Source organism: Halotia branconii CENA392, assembly GCF_029953635.1.
Lineage (GTDB): Bacteria > Cyanobacteriota > Cyanobacteriia > Cyanobacteriales > Nostocaceae > Halotia > Halotia branconii.
Genome location: NZ_CP124543.1, coordinates 3,989,150 through 4,007,618, shown reverse-complemented (window position 1 = coordinate 4,007,618; position 18,469 = coordinate 3,989,150). Strand labels below are relative to the sequence as shown.

Here is an 18,469-nt window from a genome sequence, read left to right as displayed (position 1 = left end):
TAACCTCACACTTTTTTACATATTTTCTACCTCGTTAAAGTTAGCTGTGCCCTTGAAATACGCTCTGGTTCATGAGTGGCTGACACCTAAGGCCACTGGAGGTTCAGAACTAGTTGTACAAGAAATTCTGAATCATGTTGATGCCGATTTATACGCCCTGATTGACTTTGAATCCAGCAATCGTGAAAGTTATTTATATCAACGTCAGATTGGCACAACATTTCTTCAACACTTGCCTAATGCTCGTAATGGTGTCCAAAAATATCTACCTTTATTGCCGCTGGCGATTGAACAACTAGATTTGCGACAATATGACATCATTTTGTCTTCATCCCACGCTGTAGCTAAAGGAGTCTTGACCACTCCAGAACAGTTGCATATTTGTTACTGTCACAGCCCCATGCGCTATGCCTGGGATTTAACCTTTGATTATCTACGCCACAGCAAACTAGGCAATAGTGTAGCTGGATGGATAACTCGGTATTTGCTGCATCGTCTGCGCCAGTGGGATGTATTGAGTGCGAACCGTGTTGATTACTTTGTGGCCAATTCGCAGCATACAGCCCGTCGCATTTGGCGCTGCTATCGGCGAGAAGCAACAGTCATCTATCCACCAGTGAATGTTGAGGCATTTCCTTTTTTTTCTCAAAAGGAGGATTTTTACCTGACAGTTTCCCGGTTAGTGAGTTATAAGCAGGTATCTCTAATTGTCAAAGCTTTCAATCAATTGCAACGACCATTGGTGATTATTGGTACAGGAGGGGAAATGAAAAAGATTCGTAAGATATCTAACTCTAACATCCAAATACTGGGATGGCAGCCTGATGATGTGGTAAAAAAATATATGGCCAGAGCCAGGGCATTTGTGTATGCAGCTTGTGAAGATTTTGGCATTGCCTTAGTGGAAGCACAAGCTTGTGGTACTCCGGTGATTGCCTATGGTGCAGGGGGCGCTTTAGAAACTGTGCGAGATCTGCGCTCTAATGTAGATACAGGGACAGGCATATTTTTTAAGACTCAAACAGAAGCAGCTTTAGTGGAGGCAGTAGAAAAATTTGAATTGTATCAAAATTCGATTAATCCTGAGTATTTGCGATCGCACGCTGCCCAGTTTTCGCCGCAAATCTTTGCACAGCGCTATCTGGACTTTATAAACAATTGCCAAGAAAAAAGACCATCACATCTAGAAAGGTCTTGATTTTTGTAATTGTTTTGTAGGCTTTTGGCAATTTCCCTCCAGAAGCACCTACTTTTGGCTTTAAGATTGGGACTATGTGTGGTGTGGATTATTAAGGAGTATGATGACTGCCCAGAGCTCACTCCTCTCCGGCAAGCGAGGCCTACGGCAAGACGCTAGAACGTCTACGCGTACTTTCTTAAAGCGTGGTCAAAAAACAAAAATGCCCAGAGTCAAACCCAAAGGTTTGTCTTTTCAGGGCTTAAACGGAGAGTTTGCTAAGCGACTATTCGATATAACGTTTTCGCTGTTCGTATTAATTTTGTTCTTCCCCGTCTACTTAATCTTGGCCTTGCTAATTGCTTTGAGTTCAAAAGGCCCGATTTTTTATGTCCAAAAACGGGTGGGTAAAAACTACAGGCTATTTAATTGTATTAAATTCCGAACAATGGTGAGCAATGCGGATGAGGTTCTAGTACAAATGATGGAAACATCGCCCCAGTTGCGACAAGAATTTGAGAGCAGTTTTAAGCTCAAACAAGACCCCCGTATTACAAAAATTGGTCGATTTTTACGAATTACTAGCTTGGACGAATTTCCCCAGTTCTGGAACGTTTTAAAAGGGGACATGAGTGTTGTTGGGCCACGCCCTCTAGTAGCAGAAGAATTACCAAAATATGGTTGTCACATCGAGCAGATTTTAACAATTCGACCAGGAATCACTGGATTGTGGCAAGTTTCGGGACGTAATGACATTCCTTACCCCCGAAGAGTCCAAATAGACTTGCATTACGTCAAGTTTAGGAATTTTTGGCTCGATTTATGGATCATGTTAAAAACGATTGATGTAGTTATTATCCCTAAAAATAACGGAGCGTACTAAACCACAACTCAACTTTTATGATGTGGGGCAGTTTATGCCCCTAGTGCTGCTTACGCAAAAGTCAAAAGACCTTTTTGCGAGAACTTTCGACTTGTTATCGCATGGGCAGTTAATTGTGTCTGACTGCACTGAAGAGAAATTTTTCAGTAAGTAGTTGAGTGCAGTCCCAGAACATCCACACTATTTACTACTGGGCATTGAATATATTGAATATAAAAAAACCCAACATTTACGTTGCTTTGTTAGGCGGCGCTATTCTTGACCCAACCTACCAGATCTGTCGCATTCTTTTTTCAAATTGGTATTAGATTTCAGTTCATTCAAAATTTTGAGTTGGTTCAGTCTTAACAAAAACTCGTTCTAGATAAAGTTTTGACAAAGATTAAAAAATTTACACCAAATGCCTCAATAATCTAATGTTGAGCAGATTAGGGCTAATTTGTTAAATTAATTGATGATTTGGTATATTTATTTACGTAAAGCTTCTGTATCAATTAATTAAAACCCGTAGGTTTCCCATTAGGCAATTTAGCGATTAGCTGCTAGGTTGTATCAATTGCACTGCGACTATTTTATCAAAGATAACAAGGGATAATTGAGCATGACCCAAAACAAGCGAGCGTTGATTACTGGTATTACTGGTCAAGATGGTTCATACCTGAGTGAATTTTTGCTAGAGCAAGGTTATGAAGTTCATGGCATTATTCGCCGGACTTCTACTTTCAACACAGACCGCATCGATCACATTTACGAAGACCCTCATAAAGAGGGAGTGCGATTGTTGCTTCACTACGGGGACTTGACAGATGGTACAACGCTGCGACGTATTTTAGAAGAAGTCCAGCCCACAGAAATTTACAACTTGGGCGCTCAATCCCATGTTAGAGTCAGCTTTGATTCACCAGAATATACTGTTGATGCAGTAGGAATGGGAACCCTACGATTGCTAGAAGCAATCCGAGACTACCAAAGACGTACTGGTATCGAGGTACGTTTCTACCAAGCAGGTTCTTCAGAAATGTATGGTTTAGTGCAAGCAGTACCGCAAAGCGAAACCACGCCTTTCTATCCCCGTAGCCCTTATGCTTGTGCGAAAGTTTACGCCCACTGGCAAACAGTCAATTACCGTGAGTCTTACAACTTGTTTGCTTGCAATGGCATTCTTTTTAACCACGAATCACCAAGGCGGGGTGAAACCTTTGTAACCCGCAAAATTACCAGGGCAGTTGCCAGAATTGTTGCTGGGAAGCAGAAAACAATTTTTATGGGCAACCTTGATGCTAAGCGTGATTGGGGCTATGCCAAGGATTATGTCAAAGCAATGTGGCTAATGTTGCAGCAAGACCAGCCAGACGATTACGTAATTGCTACTGGTGAAACTCACTCAGTGCGAGAATTTCTAGAACTGGCGTTTGGTTATGTGAATCTCAATTGGCAAGATCATGTAGAGTTCGATGATCGTTATCTGCGTCCAGCTGAAGTAGATTTGTTAATCGGCGATCCTACCAAGGCGCAACAGAAGTTGGGTTGGAAGCCTTCAGTAACCTTTAAAGAGCTTGTAGCCTTGATGGTAGAGGCAGACTTACAAGCATTAGGTCACACCTCACCCAACGGCAATGCTTCCTCAATGCCTCGTGATATTGCTACTATTCGTCAAGAACTGGGCGCTCTCCACTTCTGATTTACACCACAGAGGATAAGAAAATGACCGCCTTAGAACTAACAAATAAACGGATTCTCGTCACTGGTGGAGCAGGTTTCCTGGGTCGTCAGGTAATAGATCAACTGTGTAAAGCTGGGGCTGACAGTGCGAAGATTACAGTACCGCGATCGCGTGATTGTGATATCCGTGTTTGGGAAAATTGCCAGCGTGCAGTTGACCAGCAAGACATCATTATCCACTTAGCAGCTCATGTTGGTGGTATTGGTCTTAACCGCGAAAAACCAGCAGAGTTATTCTACGACAACTTGATCATGGGAACCCAGCTAATTCACGCTGCCCATCAAGCTGGAGTAGAAAAATTCGTTTGTGTTGGTACAATCTGCGCTTATCCCAAATTTACCCCAGTACCCTTCAAAGAAGATGACCTTTGGAATGGTTATCCAGAAGAAACTAACGCCCCTTACGGAATTGCCAAGAAAGCGCTGTTAGTCCAGTTACAATCTTATCGTCAGCAGTATGGTTTTAATGGTATTTATCTGTTGCCAGTAAATTTATACGGTCCTGAAGATAATTTTGATACTAGCAGTTCTCACGTAATTCCAGCGTTAATTCGCAAAGTTCACGAAGCACAAATTCAGGGAGTAAAACAACTTCCTGTCTGGGGTGATGGTAGCCCTACCCGCGAGTTTTTATATTCAGAAGATGCAGCGCGGGGGATTGTCATGGGTACTCAATCCTACAATGACTCTGAACCAGTTAACTTGGGAACAGGTGAGGAAATTTCTATTCGTGATTTAATTACCTTGATTTGTGAGCTGATGGAGTTTGATGGTGAAATTGTTTGGGAAACTGACAAGCCAAATGGTCAACCTCGTAGATGTTTAGATACTCAACGGGCTAAACAAGCTTTTAACTTTACTGCTGGGGTAAGCTTTGAGCAAGGGCTAAAAAATACCATTGAGTGGTGGCGTAAAAACGCTGCTTCTGTTTAGGCAAAATATAACCACAAAGACGAGGGCAGCCGTATGGGCGGGTTTCCAAGGCACTCCGCCCTTGCGGTTCCCCGACTTGTAGGAAGTGCCGCCGACTTGAACGGACTGCCCGCACCAAGACACAAAGAAGTGTTTTCTTTGTGTCTTGGTGGTTAATAATTTTTAAATGATGGAAAAAACACAACTACGGCGATCGCTTCTCGCAAGACGGCAATCAATGTCTATTCTAGAATGGAGAGAAAAAAGCGATCGCATCTGCGCGCACCTGCAAACATCCTCTTTATTTACCCAAGCCAAAACTATACTTGCTTATTTCAGTTTTCGCCAAGAACCAGATATCAGCCTACTATTTGCACAGACTAAATATCGTTGGGGATTTCCTCGCTGCGTTGATAACTCCCTTTCTTGGCATCTGTGGACATCGAATGATTCTTTGCAAATCGGCACTTACGGAATTGTTGAACCTCATCCCACAGCTCCAATTTTAAATCCTGAAGAAGTGGATTTGATTCTTATCCCTAGTGTTGCATGTGACTATCAAGGATATCGCCTTGGCTATGGTGGCGGATATTATGATCGCTTACTAGTTGCTGCTGATTGGCAAAATAAATCTACTATTGGCATTGTTTTTGATTTTGCCTATTTACCTGAATTACCCATTGACCCTTGGGATAAACCTTTAAAATTTGTGTGTACCGAAACGGGATTAAACTAGTGACCTTGGAAATCGAGGCTTATTTTTATTTTGCCTTCAAAAAAGCGATCGCTCTACTAAATGTGTCAATAAATAGTTAACGAATAGATTTGCTTTAAACAAGCGATTTATCATGTCTCTCCAACCTGTTCAAAATTGAATGAGAGATAATGACAGAAGCCTGCTTATAGGTAAACTTATGTAAAGTTGTAATTTTCATCTTTACCATGATTTCCCGCCGCAATTTTTTGAGTATATTATTTATCACCTGTTTTACTGTCATCAGTTGGTTAAATTTTCTCCCTTCTGCTGATGCTATGGGTGGCAAACTACCTGCAATTAACCAACCTGCACCAGACTTTACTTTGCCAACCAACACAGGCAATGGCAAAGTTTCCCTATCTGATTTGCAAGGTAAATGGGTAGTGCTTTATTTTTATCCCAAAGACTTCACTTCTGGTTGCACTATTGAAGCTCGTCGTTTTCAACAAGATTTACCCAAATATATTGAAAAAAACACTCAAATAATTGGCGTTAGTGCTGATGACGTTGACTCTCATGCCGATTTTTGTGATTCCGAAGGGCTAAAATTTACCCTTTTGGCTGATACTAATGGCGCAGTGAGTAAAGCTTACGGTTCTTGGATTGGTTTTGTTTCTATGCGTCATAGTTTTATCATCGATCCCAAGGGAATCTTGCGTGAGACTTTTGTTAAGGTCAACCCATCTGTTCACAGCACAGAAGTTTTGGCACAACTCGAAAAATTGCAATCCTCCAAGTCTTAATAAAAAAAGATAAGGCTTAAAGGAATTAAATTCTCCTTTAAACCTTATCCTTTTTCCAAGATTGAAGATTTTTTTACAAGCCGTAACTAACGACATCCTAAACTATCTCGTGTTGAAACACCTGTAATTGGATTAATTCCATCTGCTCTTTCACAAAGTAATGATACTTGATAGCGGTCAATTAAAGCATTACTAAAATCTGCACCCGTAATCACAGCATCATAAAAACGACTGCGAGTCAAAGTTGCTTCTGTAAAAATGGCATTTTTTAAATTTGCACCATCCATAGTTACGCGATCAACTAAAGCACCAGTTAAGTTAGCATTTTCCAAGTTGGCTTTTAATAAAACTCCTTTAGTGAGAATTGCGTTAGTTAAATTTGCTCCTTGAAAATTTGTACCCCGCATTTCCGCCGCAACAAAAGTTCCACCTGCGAGGTCAGCGCCTTCAAAGTCACGATTTGCTAGATTTATATTGCTATAGTTAATTGTGTTTAGTTGAGCAAAGGCTGGCTTGGGATTGATGATTATCCATAACCAAGCCAAAATCAAAATTACAATCAAACTAAACAATCGAATTAAAATCTTTTTCATAACTTTAAAATTTTATCAGTTGTCAGTTGTCAGTGGTGTAAGAATTTATAACTACTGACGACTGACTAGTGACTATTTCCAATCTTTACCAATACGAATTGTTAGATCAGATTCTAGATCGCCAGTTGCCAACACTTCAATTTTACCTAAGCCGATAATTTTTCGTAGGTCAACCCCTGGTCTACGGTTCCCTTTTTGGACAACAATTTGAGTCTGTCGTTGGGTGTCTGGCCAATCCGGCACTGTATAAACATTTTTAAAGCCTTTCTGTTTGAGATAGGCCATAACTTTTTCAGTTAACTGAGGTTGATTAGAAGCATTTTGAATAGCAATTTTGAGGTTAGGAACAGGACGCAAGTCTGGCTTAAGACCAGGTACATCTACCCCAACATAATTATTCAGTAGGCTCTGTTGTCCAGTCATATTCAGCCAATAACTATCAGGGTCTTTGCTGAATTTGCTGAACGTACCAGGCAACATGGTCATTTGGAAATTATCCCGTTCTAAATTGGCGGAAAAATTCACCAAAGCCATCATTTCTTCTATCTTTAGATTTGTATCAAAATATTTCCGCATTATGCGGGTTAATTGGGGCAATCGCGGTAAAACAGTAGGACTATTCAGCCGTTTTAGTAATGCCGCTACGAGTGCTTGTTGCCGCTGTACTCTTGGTAAATCTCCTAAGCCTGGTTCGCGGAAGCGGGCAAATAGTTCTGCTTGTTCGCCGTTAAGAGTTTGCCATCCACTAACTAAACTTACCGATGACGGACTGCTAGAGTCTTGATATTCCATTGCTTTGGGAACGAATACCTCTACTCCACCGAGTTGATCAACTAATTCCCTTAAACCACTAGTAGATATGCGGATATAGCGATCAATAGGCGCATTGTTGAGGGTACGGCTAACTACCCGCGCTGCCAAGACAGGACCGCCTTGGGCATTGGCATCGGATACTTTAGTTAATCCCTTTTCCTCTGGAATCGCGATCATCGTATCTCTGGGAATCGACAGTACCCGCATTGATTGATCACTAGGGTTGAGTCTTGCAAGCAGCATACTATCGCTTTTGCCTGCAAAACTTTCTGGTGAGCCATCAACTGTACCCCTGACTGGTTCGATCCCCATAATGAGAATATTCATTGGACGTGACAGCTTGTACTGGGAAATTTTGCTCCATAATTCCCCAGGTAATGGCATTTTTTGCTCATTTTTGCCAGCAAATCCTAATTCTTCATCTGTTCGATCTAGATTGCTCCATAGGGGAGTCCACAGTGCCAGAGTCGATACCAACAATCCAGATAAAACAATGCCGACAACAACTGTTAAAATCCACAGTAGCCATCGAGGCATGGTCAAACCCAATCTCTCATAGAGTTCGTTGGGAATTGCGCCCACGGACTCGACAACACTACGGGAAGTATTTGCTGGTTGCTGTGGCGCTTCTAAATCCGAAACTGGTACTGGCTGAATTGTTCCCTCAGTTTCTTCTGCTATTTGTATTTGTTGAGGTCTGACCTCCAAATCCAATTCTGGTATTTGTTGAGGCGTAAACTGATTTTCCGACCATTGAACTTGTTTAATCACAATTATCTCCCCACTCAACCACTCCCTAAAAGTTATTAATGCAAGCTACAAATCTCGCCAGAGTAAAAGCTCACTGTACACTATGTATTGGTCTTCAGTATGTGTGTATGACAACATGAATAGTTCTTTGTTCCCAGTAATCCTTGCCGGAGGCAAAGGTGAGCGTTTTTGGCCTCTCAGTCGCCAAGACAGACCCAAGCAATTTTTAAGTCTCGATGGTAGCTCTAGAAGTCTATTGCAAGCAACCGCCGATCGACTACTAGAAATCGTAGGCAGTTGGAAGTCCTTGTGGGTGATCACCTCTAGTCAGATAGCTGAAGGAGTAGGGCAACAGTTACCCGAACTGCCATCTCAAAATTTACTAATTGAGTCACAGGGTAGGGATACTGCTGCTGCCGTTGCTTGGGCAAGTTTGGAAATTGAGAAGCGTTACGGAGAAGACGCTATTATCGGCTTTTTTCCCTCTGACCACTGGATAGCTGACAAAGAGGCGTTTGCAAACACCTTAAGCGCTGCTACTCAGCTAGCGGCAAGCACAGAAGCAATTGTCACTTTGGGGATCAAGCCTACTTTCCCATCAACTGGTTACGGCTACATAGAACAAGGCGAAAAAATTGGTAGCTTTAATGACTTGCCAGCTTATCACGTCAATCGTTTTACTGAAAAGCCCAACCGGGAAACGGCAGAAGCTTTTTTATCTACGGGACGTTTTAGCTGGAATAGCGGCATGTTCGTGTTTCGGGCTGGGGTTGTTCTCAAGGAACTACATACCCATGCACCAGAAATCATTGAACCTTTAGAGCAACATGGCCCTGATATTTATCCTCAGTTGCCTAAGAAAAGTATAGACTATGCGCTCATGGAAAAGACAACCTTAGCACATGTCTTGCCAGTGGAATTTGGTTGGGATGATTTAGGAGATTGGAATGCGATCGAACGCTTACTTAAACAAGAAGATAATCCTAATGTAGAACTTGCTACCCATGTAGGGCTAGATACGCGGGGGGCTATTGTTTATGCTACTAATCCAGAAGATGTAATTGTTACTATTGGTTTAGAGGATGTGGTGATTGTGCGCGATCGCAACGTCACCCTGATTGTTAACAAAGACCGCACCCAAGAAATCAAGCTAGTTCTCAAAACCCTCCAAGGTGATCCCCGATTCACCGACCTGCTATAACTTGAAATTATAAAAGTTAAAACCCCTGGCAGAGGCTCAAATTGAGCTTTTTCTATTATAACTTAACTGTCTGTTGTTGTTTGCTGACAGTTATGCCAATCCTCAACTTTGAGCCTCTAGCTAAAACGATCGCCATTAACTCTATTAACGGTTATCAACAATATATTTCTCCTGTTAAAGGATTTTCTTGCCCCCATCGCCTATTACACGGTGGAGATTCCTGTTCTAATTTTGTGAAAAAAATCTTATTAAGTGAGCAAAGCCTGATCGAAACTGTCAAATTATCCAGACAAAGATTGCAAAACTGCGCTACAGCCAGCAAAACTTTAGCTAGTTCCAACTGCGGTTTTATTGTCATCCCCTGTTGCTTACCCCTTTAATTACCCTGCGTCTTTGCAGTTCCTGACAAAAATGTTCCTGACCCAAACTGTTCCTCGTCAACGAGAAATTATTGAAGTAGTCCTTCGCAATGGCTGGGATTATATGCGAAGGTTGTTAACTGGCGGTAAAGCTGATGAACCCCAGTTACCTACACCTGCGGTTTTAAAAAATATCCTGGTGGATTTAGGGCCAGTTTATGTCAAACTCGGTCAACTACTTTCCACTCGTCCAGATTTACTCAGTGCTGGCTACATTGAGGAACTTTCAACACTGCAAGACGAAGTACCCCCCGTTCCCTGGACAGATATCGAGATAGTCATTCGCAAACAACTAAAACGCCCGCTAGAAGAGACATTCAGTATAGTTAATCCTGTACCAGTAGCAGCGGGATCAATTGCCCAGACACATCGAGCGACATTAATAGACGGTCGAGAAGTTGCTCTAAAGGTGCAACGTCCTGGTATTGATATTACTATTGCTCAAGATATTGCTTTAATTCAAGGTATTGCTGATTTAGTAGCGCGTACCGATTTTGGGCAAACTTATGAAATTAAATCTATTGCTGGAGAATTTACTAAAGCATTAGAAGACGAGTTAGATTTTACACGGGAAGCTGGTTTTACAGATCAGCTACGACGTAATCTATCCAAAGGTCGCTGGTTTGATCCCACACAAATAGTCGTTGCGGAAATTTACTGGGATTTGACAACAGAAAAATTACTGGTAATGGAGTGGCTGAATGGAGTGCCGTTTCTCTCAGCAGATTTAAATAATAGTACCAACGGGAAAGATCCAGTTGCCGAGCGTCAAGCTATAACTACTTTATTATTTCGAGCGTTTTTTCAGCAACTATATATTGATGGGTTTTTTCACGCTGATCCCCATCCAGGAAACTTATTTTATCTGAGTGATGGGCGGGTTGCGCTTCTAGACTGTGGCATGGTGGGAAGACTTGATCCCCGGACTCAGCAAATATTAACAGAAATGCTGTTAGCGATCGTCGATTTAGATGCGGGAAGATGCGCTCAGTTAACTTTGCAGTTAGCAGATTCTCCTCAGCCTGTAATTTTATCACGGTTGGAAAATGATTACGATCGCATGTTGCGAAAGTATCACAATGTCAGTTTAACGGAAGTCAATTTTAGCCAGATAATTTACGAAGTTTTACAAGTTGCTCGCAACAATAAAATTAGATTACCTAGCAACATGGGTTTATATGCCAAAACCCTAGCTAATTTAGAAGGAGTGGCGCGTACCTTCAACCCAGAGGTAAATCTTTTTGATGAAGTCAAGCCCTTAATGACAGACTTGTTTCGTAAGCAACTAATAGGCGATAATCCAGTGCGATCGCTGCTACGAACAGCCTTAGATCTTAAAAGTCTGTCATTGCAATCTCCCCGTCAAATCGAACTGTTATTAGACCGAGTTACTTCAGAAACTTTACAGTGGAATCTGTCACTACGTGGTTTGGACGGAATGCGGCGGACTATGGATGATGCTGCTAATCGTTTATCCTTTAGTATATTGGTAGGTTCGCTGATTATGGGAGCAGCAATTATTTCTAACAAAGCGCAAACTTCTCAAGTATCTTTTTTAAGCAGTGTGCTGTTTGCAGCTGCGAGTTTATTGGGATTGTGGTTAATTGTAAGTATATTGCGATCGGGACGTTTACGATAAATGTATAGGGAAGGGAACAGGGAACAGTAAAAAAGGTAGAAGTGTATGATTTTTTTTAAATCAAATACTAATTATCTAATTTACAAAGATCTTTGTTGAATTTTTGTAGCCATTAATAAACACGAATGAACCACCGTTTATTTGTGTTTATCTTGTGGTCGTAACTTAAAATTTATGTCAATCATCGTTGTTGAAAATTTAAGTAAATTCTATCCGGTAGCAGTCAAAGAGCCGGGGATTAAAGGCACAATCACCCACTTTTTTCGCCGCACCTACCGTTCAATTAAAGCAGTTCAAGACGTTTATTTTGAAATCGACCCAGGCGAGGTGGTAGGTTTTTTGGGGCCGAATGGTGCTGGTAAAACCACCACACTCAAAATGCTTACAGGGCTGATTCATCCTTCTAACGGTATAGTCAGAGTCGCTGGACATATTCCCTTTCTTCGCCAACAGGCATTTTTACAAAAAATTACCTTAGTGATGGGGCAAAAGCAGCAACTCCTGTGGGACTTACCAGCGCTAGATTCTTTGAAAATTAACGCTGCTGTATATGAAATCTCCGATAAAGAGTTTCAGCGGCGAGTAGGAGAATTAACCGAAATGCTGGCCTTAGAAGGTAAGCTTACCCAACCTGTACGCAAGTTATCTTTGGGTGAGCGAATGAAAGCAGAATTATTGGCAGCACTTTTACATCGTCCTCACGTACTATTTTTGGATGAACCGACTTTAGGACTCGATGTCAATGCTCAAGTAGCAGTGCGTGATTTTCTGCGTGAGTATAATCAGCGTTATCAAGCGACAGTTTTGTTGACTAGTCACTACATGGCCGATATCACAGCTTTGTGTGAACGGGTACTCTTAATTCACCAAGGTAATCTCATGTACGATGGTAGCTTAGATGGGCTACTAGAAAGTTTTGCACCTTATCGTGAAGTCCATGTAGAGTTAGCACAGCCTCTGCCGATAGAAAAATTAAAGGTTTACGGAGATGTGAAACTCTTAGAAGGGCGAGCAGTGCGTTTTATGGTGCAACAAGAAGCCCTTACCGTGACAGTATCTCGGATTTTGGCAGATTTAGAAGTAATTGATTTAACTGTAACTGAGCCGCCTGTAGAAGAAGTAATTGGAAAAGTTTTTCAGGCGGGGATAGCATAGGAAGTATGAAAAAGATTATTAGAAAAGCCCTGACTTTGCTTTCGGTCTACTATGCCTACATGGTTGAATATCGAGCAGAATTAATTTTATGGGTTTTATCTGGGTCTTTGCCAATTATTCTCATGGGTGTCTGGATAAAGGCAGCCCAAAGTGGACAATTTGGTTTGACATCGGTAGACTTTGCTCGTTACTTTTTGACGGTTTTTATTGTGAGACAAATTACCGTTGCTTGGGTAATTTACGAATTTGAAAGGGAAGTAGTGGAAGGTAAGTTATCGCCTAGATTGCTACAACCCCTAGACCCTGTATGGCATCATGTCGCTTCCCATCTTTCTGAAAGAATTGCTCGTATACCATTTGCTTTGTTATTAATTGCATTATTTTTTTTACTCTATCCCCAGGCTGTTTGGTTACCGAATTTAGGACAAATTTTACTATTCATAGTGGCGGTAGCTTTAGCTTTTATTTTACGATTTACAATTCAATACACCTTTGCTATGTTCGCTTTTTGGACAGAAAGGGCTACATCTTTAGAAAATTTATGGTTATTGTTTTATTTATTTTTATCTGGTTTAATTGCACCTTTAGATGTGTTTCCAGAACCTATCCGAACAGTAGTGCTATTTACACCATTTCCTTATTTAGTTAATTTTCCTGCCAGTCTTTTAGTAGGGCTACCTGTAGATATTGGGCGAGGATTTTTATCTATAATCGCTTGGATATTAATATTTTTGGGTGCAAATCGTTTACTGTGGCGTGCAGGGTTAAAACGGTATTCTGGAATGGGAGCATAAAAACTTCAACGATCATTCTCTAAGGCGATATAGTCATATTGAAACAGACGCAAAGGTATCGCGTCTGTAAACTGTTTGGCGGATTCTTTAAATATTAATTGTTCTAAAGTTATAGCAGTAGCCACAATTATTAGGACATTTATTTGTTCCCTTTGAATCAGAACACGATGTCCTAAATGACCTGTCTGTTGCTATACATTCTGGTATAAACTACTTAATTCTCAGGATTCTTCGTCATATTCATCTGTAGTATCTTCTCTTGCTGTTAGATTTTCTGACGATCGCTGATACTGGAGTTGGTTTAAGAGCGATAATACCTTAGTACCCCGTTCTATAGAAGGATCTTCGATAAAGATTACTTCTGGTGTGCGACGCAGCCGTACCCGCGCACCTAGTTCGCTGCGAACAAAACCCGTCGCCGATTTTAAGCCAGCCATTGTTTCTGCCTTGGCTTCATCTGTACCATAGATACTGACGTAGATTTTGGCGTGTTGTAAATCGCCAGAAACATCTACATCGGTAACACTTACCATACCCGTACCTACACGATCATCTTTAATCCCATTGATTAGCATTTGGCTAACTTCCCGTTTGATCATTTCTGCAACGCGGGAAATGCGGCGATTTGTAGCCATAAAAATTAAGCCTCCTTACAGAGGTTGTACAACGTAATTAATCAGTTATCAGTTATCAGTCACCAGTTTTTACTGTTCACTGTTAACGCTGGCAATACCACCGACAACAACTGTCTGTAGATCAAAACCCCGATACAGCCTCTAGATGGTGTTCAAGCCCAGCATGGCACGTAGGGTAAGAGAAACAAAGACCAAGCTGCCCACGAATAAACCCAAAAGGGCAATTAAGGTAACTGGACGTTTCAAAAGTGGCATTAATGGCTCAAACGTGTTTATAAACACGCCTAAGAGAACAGTCACGAAGTAACGGGGGTAGCGAGAGATATTATCCCAAAATCCATCAAACATCTGAATATAAACTGCCTTGCTATAGACTTACGTTTGTTTTGATGTGTTTTATCCATACTAATTGTAATCTATACAGGTGAAATATTTCTCAGCTACCATAAAATATGGTTTTTCAGTTAAATTTTGTTATATTTAGTAGCTTAGTTTCAGTTAAATTTCGATTAAATGGTAACTCAAATCACTAAAGAAGCTTATCCACGTCCATTTTTAAAGTGGGCGGGAGGTAAAAGTAAATTAATTAAACAATATATTCCTTATTTACCCAAGCATTATAAAACTTACTATGAGCCATTTTTAGGTGGAGGTGCTATTTTTTTCCATCTGCAACCCTCACAGGCAATTTTAACTGATATCAATTCTGAGTTAATTACTACTTATTGCTGTGTTAAGGATCAAGTTGAGGAATTAATCTGCTTACTTAAAGAACATAAAATTAAACATACTAGAAACTATTACTATCATGTCAGGGCTAATTCTGGAGGTACTGCTTTAGAAAAATCTGCTCGTTTAATTTATCTGAATAAAACTTGTTTTAATGGTTTATATCGAGTCAATTCTCAGGGACAATTCAATGTACCATTAGGCAGGTACGAAAATCCTAATATTTGTCCTGAAGATTTACTAAGATTAGCTTCTAAAGCGCTTTCTACATCTAAAATTCAACAAGCAGATTTTACTGCTGTGCTAAATAAAGCAAACAGCCATGATGATTTTGTTTATTTTGATCCGCCATATTATCCCGTGAGTCAAACTAGTAATTTTACTGCTTATAGTAATCATTGTTTTGCTGAAGAGCAACAAATTAAACTCAAGGACGTATTTGTAAAACTAGCTGATCGAGGAGTAAAAATTATGCTATCTAATTCAGATTGTGATTTTATTCGTAATCTTTATATTGATTTCAATATATATACTATATCAGCGGCAAGGTCAATTAATTCTAATAGCAAGAAGCGGGGAAATATTACTGAAGTATTAGTAACTTCTTATTAAAGATGGTTATTAGACCATATAAGAAATGAACTTAAGTTATAAACTGCTAACAAATTTTGATTTTCTGCGACTTGTGCGGCTAACCATGATATGGCTTTTGCTTTCATTCCTCCACCGTCAATTAATACAAGTGCTTGTGTAGGGTAGCATTTTTGAATATTTAAGTTAAGGTAAGGTAGTTTTTCATCAACTGAACCACTAGTTTGCTGCCATTTACACTCAATAATTAATCCAGAAGATATAGATGCAGAGCCAATAATATAAAAGTCTACATATATATCGCTACCATAAATTCCTTCTCCAATATAAACCTGCTTTGCATATCGTTTTGGTATATTTTTAGAGCTTACAAGCCATTCAAATCTTTGTTTTTTTGGTAAATCAAACCCAACTTGGACATATTTATGTCCGAGCAAAGCACCTTCTACGGTTTTTTCTAGAACATTGCCAGAAGTAACTGCTCTTCCGCCTTGAGTCATATTTATCCTGATAATTTTCACAAGAGTTCCTAATTTTAGGATTCCTTGAAAGCAGGATAAGTAGTCATTTACTTAATATGAATTTTCAATTTTGGATACACAAGGCTAAATTAACAGGTAGAAACAAGGAAAATTTGGTACTCTTGTACTAAATAGACCTTGACTTTAGCTTGCTTGAGCTTCATTGTTACCGTTACGAATATCCCAGGCTAGTTCTAATAACTGAGTCCAGCGTTTTTGTAGTTGTTTAGGGGTACATTTAATTATTTTAGCGATCGCCTGATCACTTTGCTGAGCAATTTTTAACTGTAAGATTTGTTGTTGCTGTGAAGATAACGTACCTAAAAAGGTTTCCCATTGTTGAGCAGAAAGTCCCAACTTGTGTTCTAAACCTGCACCCAACCACTGATGTACTAACTGCCATTGATGCTGCTTGGCAAACTTTTCTGCATGGTATTTAAAACGCTGTTGCAGATAGTCGCGTTGACGGCTAGTTAGACCCAAAATTTCGTCAATTTCTGGTGCTGAGAGGTCTTGGAGTTTGAGAGTCAAGTAATCTACACAATCAGATTGATTTTGAGACTCTAAGTATTTTACCAATTCTGAGATAACGCGATCGCGTTCTGATGCTTCCGAGGGGTCAAAACTAGCTTGAGCAATCATTTTTGACCGGATTTGTTGGGCTGTCGAGCTGCGCTGATAAGATTCTGCTTCTTCACTTTTAGCAGATTCTACCGCCATTTCAATATCTACGGTAGTTTCTTGGGGCTGACGACGAGCAAACCCTTGAGCGCGCAGAATAATTAATTGCTGATTATTACCACCCGGTAAATTAATGCGGCGCTTGGCATACTGCTCTGTAAAGGCGATGTATTCTGCTAATTGCAGCTGAGTACGTGGGGTGTAATCTTCTGGAAGTTCGTTTTCGCGGCGGAAAGCTTTAACAGCTTCAATATAAAATGCTTGTAAAAAATCTTCAATGAGGGTGTAGCGAGCATCAAATCCTAACTCTGAGCCGGCAACTGTCACATGACGGTAAACCATAGCACCTAAAGTACTATGCAATTCCACACGTCCTTTTCTCGAACCAAGTCGATAATAATGTAAACACTTTTGCAAACGATGTCTAGACAAAGTTAGCTGCCAAGACTGTATTTCTCCTGATGTTTGAATGCGGTAGCTTTTGTCGCAAATTCGTTTGACTTCTTTAGCGATACGCTGTGCTAAAGCTTGTATACACCCAGGCGCTGCTTTGACTTGAGCTTGCATTTCTTGATGCAGCAGTTGCGCCAAGCTATCCGTAATTGGTAATTCTTCAATGGCAACGCCGGACTCAAAAGTGGATGTAGAGGTTGGTAGATTGGCAAGGTTAGCTTTCATGACTTTTCCTGGGTGTGGTATCGCACCTTAACTACAAAGCAGAGACAGTATTTGATTTTCTGTAAGCACTGCTTATATATAAGACTGTAGGAAATCTCAAAAAGTTACAGTGAAAGTAATGTGTCGCTTTTTTCACAAGCAATTAAATTGAGGGTGACACAAGTATATCTGTCAAACATCAAAAGTAGCCAAAATGCTTGCTATATCTAACCTTTCCTTCATCCAGTTCTCTTTGTTGAAAATTTTTATAAGTATGACAATCACGAAACTGGAGTATTTTTAATACATTATTCCGAAATTGCTCAAGCAGCCCGTGAGGTGAAGTTTTCATACCCACGCTGTGACTGCTTCCCAACCTAAACCCCGCCGTGTAATCATTGGTTCGTCTCCCGTCAAGTCTAAAATCGTAGACACTTGGTATGTTGGTTCTTCACCAGTGTCTACAATGACATCTACTAAGTTATCCAAACGGTCAAATAGCTCCACACGCGACATTTTTAGTTCTGGATTTAGCTCTACTGTGCCAGCATCTGCCTCATCTGGCGGCAGATGTGCCGAAGTCGAAATAATTGGATTGCCTAAAGCTGCTAGTAATGCTAAACACGCAGGATGATTGGGGACGCGAATCCCAGTAGTTTTTCGCTTGGGGCTTTGCACCAGTCGCGGCACTAACTTGGTAGCGGGTAATAAAAACGTGTAAGGGCCTGGTATCAGGTGTTTCATAATCCGATAAGCAGTATCACTGACAAAGGCATAAGTTGCCACATTCGATAGTGAAGGACATAAAAATGTCAGTGGTTTATCGTTAGCTAGCTGCTTAATTTGCCGCACTCGTTCCACCGCTGACTTAGCATTTAAATCACAACCAATGGCATAGACTGTATCAGTAGGGTAGAGCATAACTGCGCCACTAGAGAGCGCTGATTTTATTTCCTCTATTCGGCGGATTTGAGGATTATCAGGATGGACTGCAAAAATTTTGGCCATAAGGTTTAGAGACTTGAAAGGGAAAATTACAGAATTAGGCGTTGAAATGTATTTGTGGAAACCCTCATGACCGCGCTGGCTCCTCTTTG

Annotated in this window: 19 protein-coding genes; 12 read left to right on the top strand and 7 right to left on the bottom strand. The window is 40.6% G+C overall.

The features are described 5' to 3' along the window. Nucleotides 1-46: 46 nt before the first annotated feature. The 6 genes from QI031_RS17560 to QI031_RS17535 all read left to right on the top strand — a co-directional run bounded on the left by QI031_RS17560 (nt 47) and on the right by QI031_RS17535 (nt 6,194). Nucleotides 47-1,198: a glycosyltransferase gene (locus tag QI031_RS17560; protein ID WP_281480943.1), complete on the top strand. Its 1,152-nt coding sequence runs from the start codon at nt 47-49 to the stop codon at nt 1,196-1,198. 103 nt (nt 1,199-1,301) lie between these two features. Next, entirely contained in the window at nt 1,302-2,060 is a 759-nt protein-coding gene (locus QI031_RS17555; protein WP_281486067.1) for an undecaprenyl-phosphate galactose phosphotransferase family protein, read from the top strand. Between the two features lie 601 nt (nt 2,061-2,661). Further along, nucleotides 2,662-3,741, top strand: a complete 1,080-nt coding sequence (gene gmd, locus QI031_RS17550; RefSeq protein WP_281480942.1) for a GDP-mannose 4,6-dehydratase — start codon at nt 2,662-2,664, stop codon at nt 3,739-3,741. A gap of 23 nt (nt 3,742-3,764) precedes the next feature. Then, entirely contained in the window at nt 3,765-4,715 is a 951-nt protein-coding gene (locus QI031_RS17545; RefSeq protein WP_281480941.1) for a GDP-L-fucose synthase family protein, read from the top strand. 169 nt (nt 4,716-4,884) lie between these two features. After that, on the top strand, nt 4,885-5,430 hold the full coding sequence (locus tag QI031_RS17540; RefSeq protein ID WP_281486066.1) for a 5-formyltetrahydrofolate cyclo-ligase: 546 nt from the start codon (nt 4,885-4,887) through the stop codon (nt 5,428-5,430). A gap of 206 nt (nt 5,431-5,636) precedes the next feature. Next, on the top strand, nt 5,637-6,194 hold the full coding sequence (locus QI031_RS17535) for a peroxiredoxin (RefSeq protein ID WP_281480940.1): 558 nt from the start codon (nt 5,637-5,639) through the stop codon (nt 6,192-6,194). 86 nt (nt 6,195-6,280) lie between these two features. On the opposite strand, the gene QI031_RS17530 is transcribed toward QI031_RS17535, so the two are convergent. After that, nucleotides 6,281-6,787, bottom strand: coding sequence for a pentapeptide repeat-containing protein (locus tag QI031_RS17530; protein WP_281480939.1), 507 nt, complete (start codon nt 6,785-6,787; stop codon nt 6,281-6,283). Between the two features lie 72 nt (nt 6,788-6,859). Beyond that, nucleotides 6,860-8,371: an LCP family protein gene (locus QI031_RS17525; protein WP_281480938.1), complete on the bottom strand. Its 1,512-nt coding sequence runs from the start codon at nt 8,369-8,371 to the stop codon at nt 6,860-6,862. Nucleotides 8,372-8,486: 115 nt separating this feature from the next. On the opposite strand from QI031_RS17525, the gene QI031_RS17520 reads away from it, so the two are divergent. The 5 genes from QI031_RS17520 to QI031_RS17500 all read left to right on the top strand — a co-directional run bounded on the left by QI031_RS17520 (nt 8,487) and on the right by QI031_RS17500 (nt 13,558). After that, nucleotides 8,487-9,551: a mannose-1-phosphate guanylyltransferase gene (locus QI031_RS17520; protein ID WP_281486065.1), complete on the top strand. Its 1,065-nt coding sequence runs from the start codon at nt 8,487-8,489 to the stop codon at nt 9,549-9,551. A 92-nt stretch (nt 9,552-9,643) separates the two neighbouring features. Further along, complete coding sequence (gene yidD, locus QI031_RS17515; protein WP_281480937.1) at nt 9,644-9,931, top strand: membrane protein insertion efficiency factor YidD; 288 nt, start codon at nt 9,644-9,646, stop codon at nt 9,929-9,931. A 31-nt stretch (nt 9,932-9,962) separates the two neighbouring features. Next, entirely contained in the window at nt 9,963-11,609 is a 1,647-nt protein-coding gene (locus QI031_RS17510) for an ABC1 kinase family protein (protein ID WP_281480935.1), read from the top strand. 174 nt (nt 11,610-11,783) lie between these two features. Beyond that, on the top strand, nt 11,784-12,764 hold the full coding sequence (locus QI031_RS17505; RefSeq protein WP_281480934.1) for an ABC transporter ATP-binding protein: 981 nt from the start codon (nt 11,784-11,786) through the stop codon (nt 12,762-12,764). A 5-nt stretch (nt 12,765-12,769) separates the two neighbouring features. After that, on the top strand, nt 12,770-13,558 hold the full coding sequence (locus QI031_RS17500; protein WP_281480933.1) for an ABC transporter permease: 789 nt from the start codon (nt 12,770-12,772) through the stop codon (nt 13,556-13,558). Nucleotides 13,559-13,779: 221 nt separating this feature from the next. Here QI031_RS17500 and rbfA read toward each other — a convergent pair whose 3' ends face one another. Together rbfA and QI031_RS17490 are read right to left on the bottom strand one after the other, a co-directional pair. After that, complete coding sequence (rbfA, locus tag QI031_RS17495) at nt 13,780-14,193, bottom strand: 30S ribosome-binding factor RbfA (RefSeq protein WP_281480932.1); 414 nt, start codon at nt 14,191-14,193, stop codon at nt 13,780-13,782. A 141-nt stretch (nt 14,194-14,334) separates the two neighbouring features. Beyond that, nucleotides 14,335-14,541 (bottom strand): DUF751 family protein, encoded by a 207-nt coding sequence (locus QI031_RS17490; protein ID WP_281480931.1) that lies wholly within the window; start codon nt 14,539-14,541, stop codon nt 14,335-14,337. A gap of 165 nt (nt 14,542-14,706) precedes the next feature. Between QI031_RS17490 and QI031_RS17485 the strand changes: the two genes are divergently transcribed. After that, nucleotides 14,707-15,534: a DNA adenine methylase gene (locus QI031_RS17485; protein ID WP_281480930.1), complete on the top strand. Its 828-nt coding sequence runs from the start codon at nt 14,707-14,709 to the stop codon at nt 15,532-15,534. On the opposite strand, the gene QI031_RS17480 is transcribed toward QI031_RS17485, so the two are convergent. The 3 genes from QI031_RS17480 to QI031_RS17470 form a co-directional block, all read right to left on the bottom strand. Continuing rightward, on the bottom strand, nt 15,531-16,013 hold the full coding sequence (locus tag QI031_RS17480) for a PD-(D/E)XK nuclease superfamily protein (RefSeq protein WP_281480929.1): 483 nt from the start codon (nt 16,011-16,013) through the stop codon (nt 15,531-15,533). The two genes, QI031_RS17485 and QI031_RS17480, sit on opposite strands and share 4 nt — an antisense overlap. Before the next feature lie 165 nt (nt 16,014-16,178). Further along, the gene (locus QI031_RS17475; protein ID WP_281480928.1) at nt 16,179-17,393 is read right to left on the bottom strand and encodes a HetZ-related protein; all 1,215 of its coding nucleotides are present in this window, start codon (nt 17,391-17,393) and stop codon (nt 16,179-16,181) included. 327 nt (nt 17,394-17,720) lie between these two features. Next, entirely contained in the window at nt 17,721-18,380 is a 660-nt protein-coding gene (locus tag QI031_RS17470) for an L-threonylcarbamoyladenylate synthase (RefSeq protein ID WP_281480927.1), read from the bottom strand. Nucleotides 18,381-18,469 lie beyond the last annotated feature (89 nt).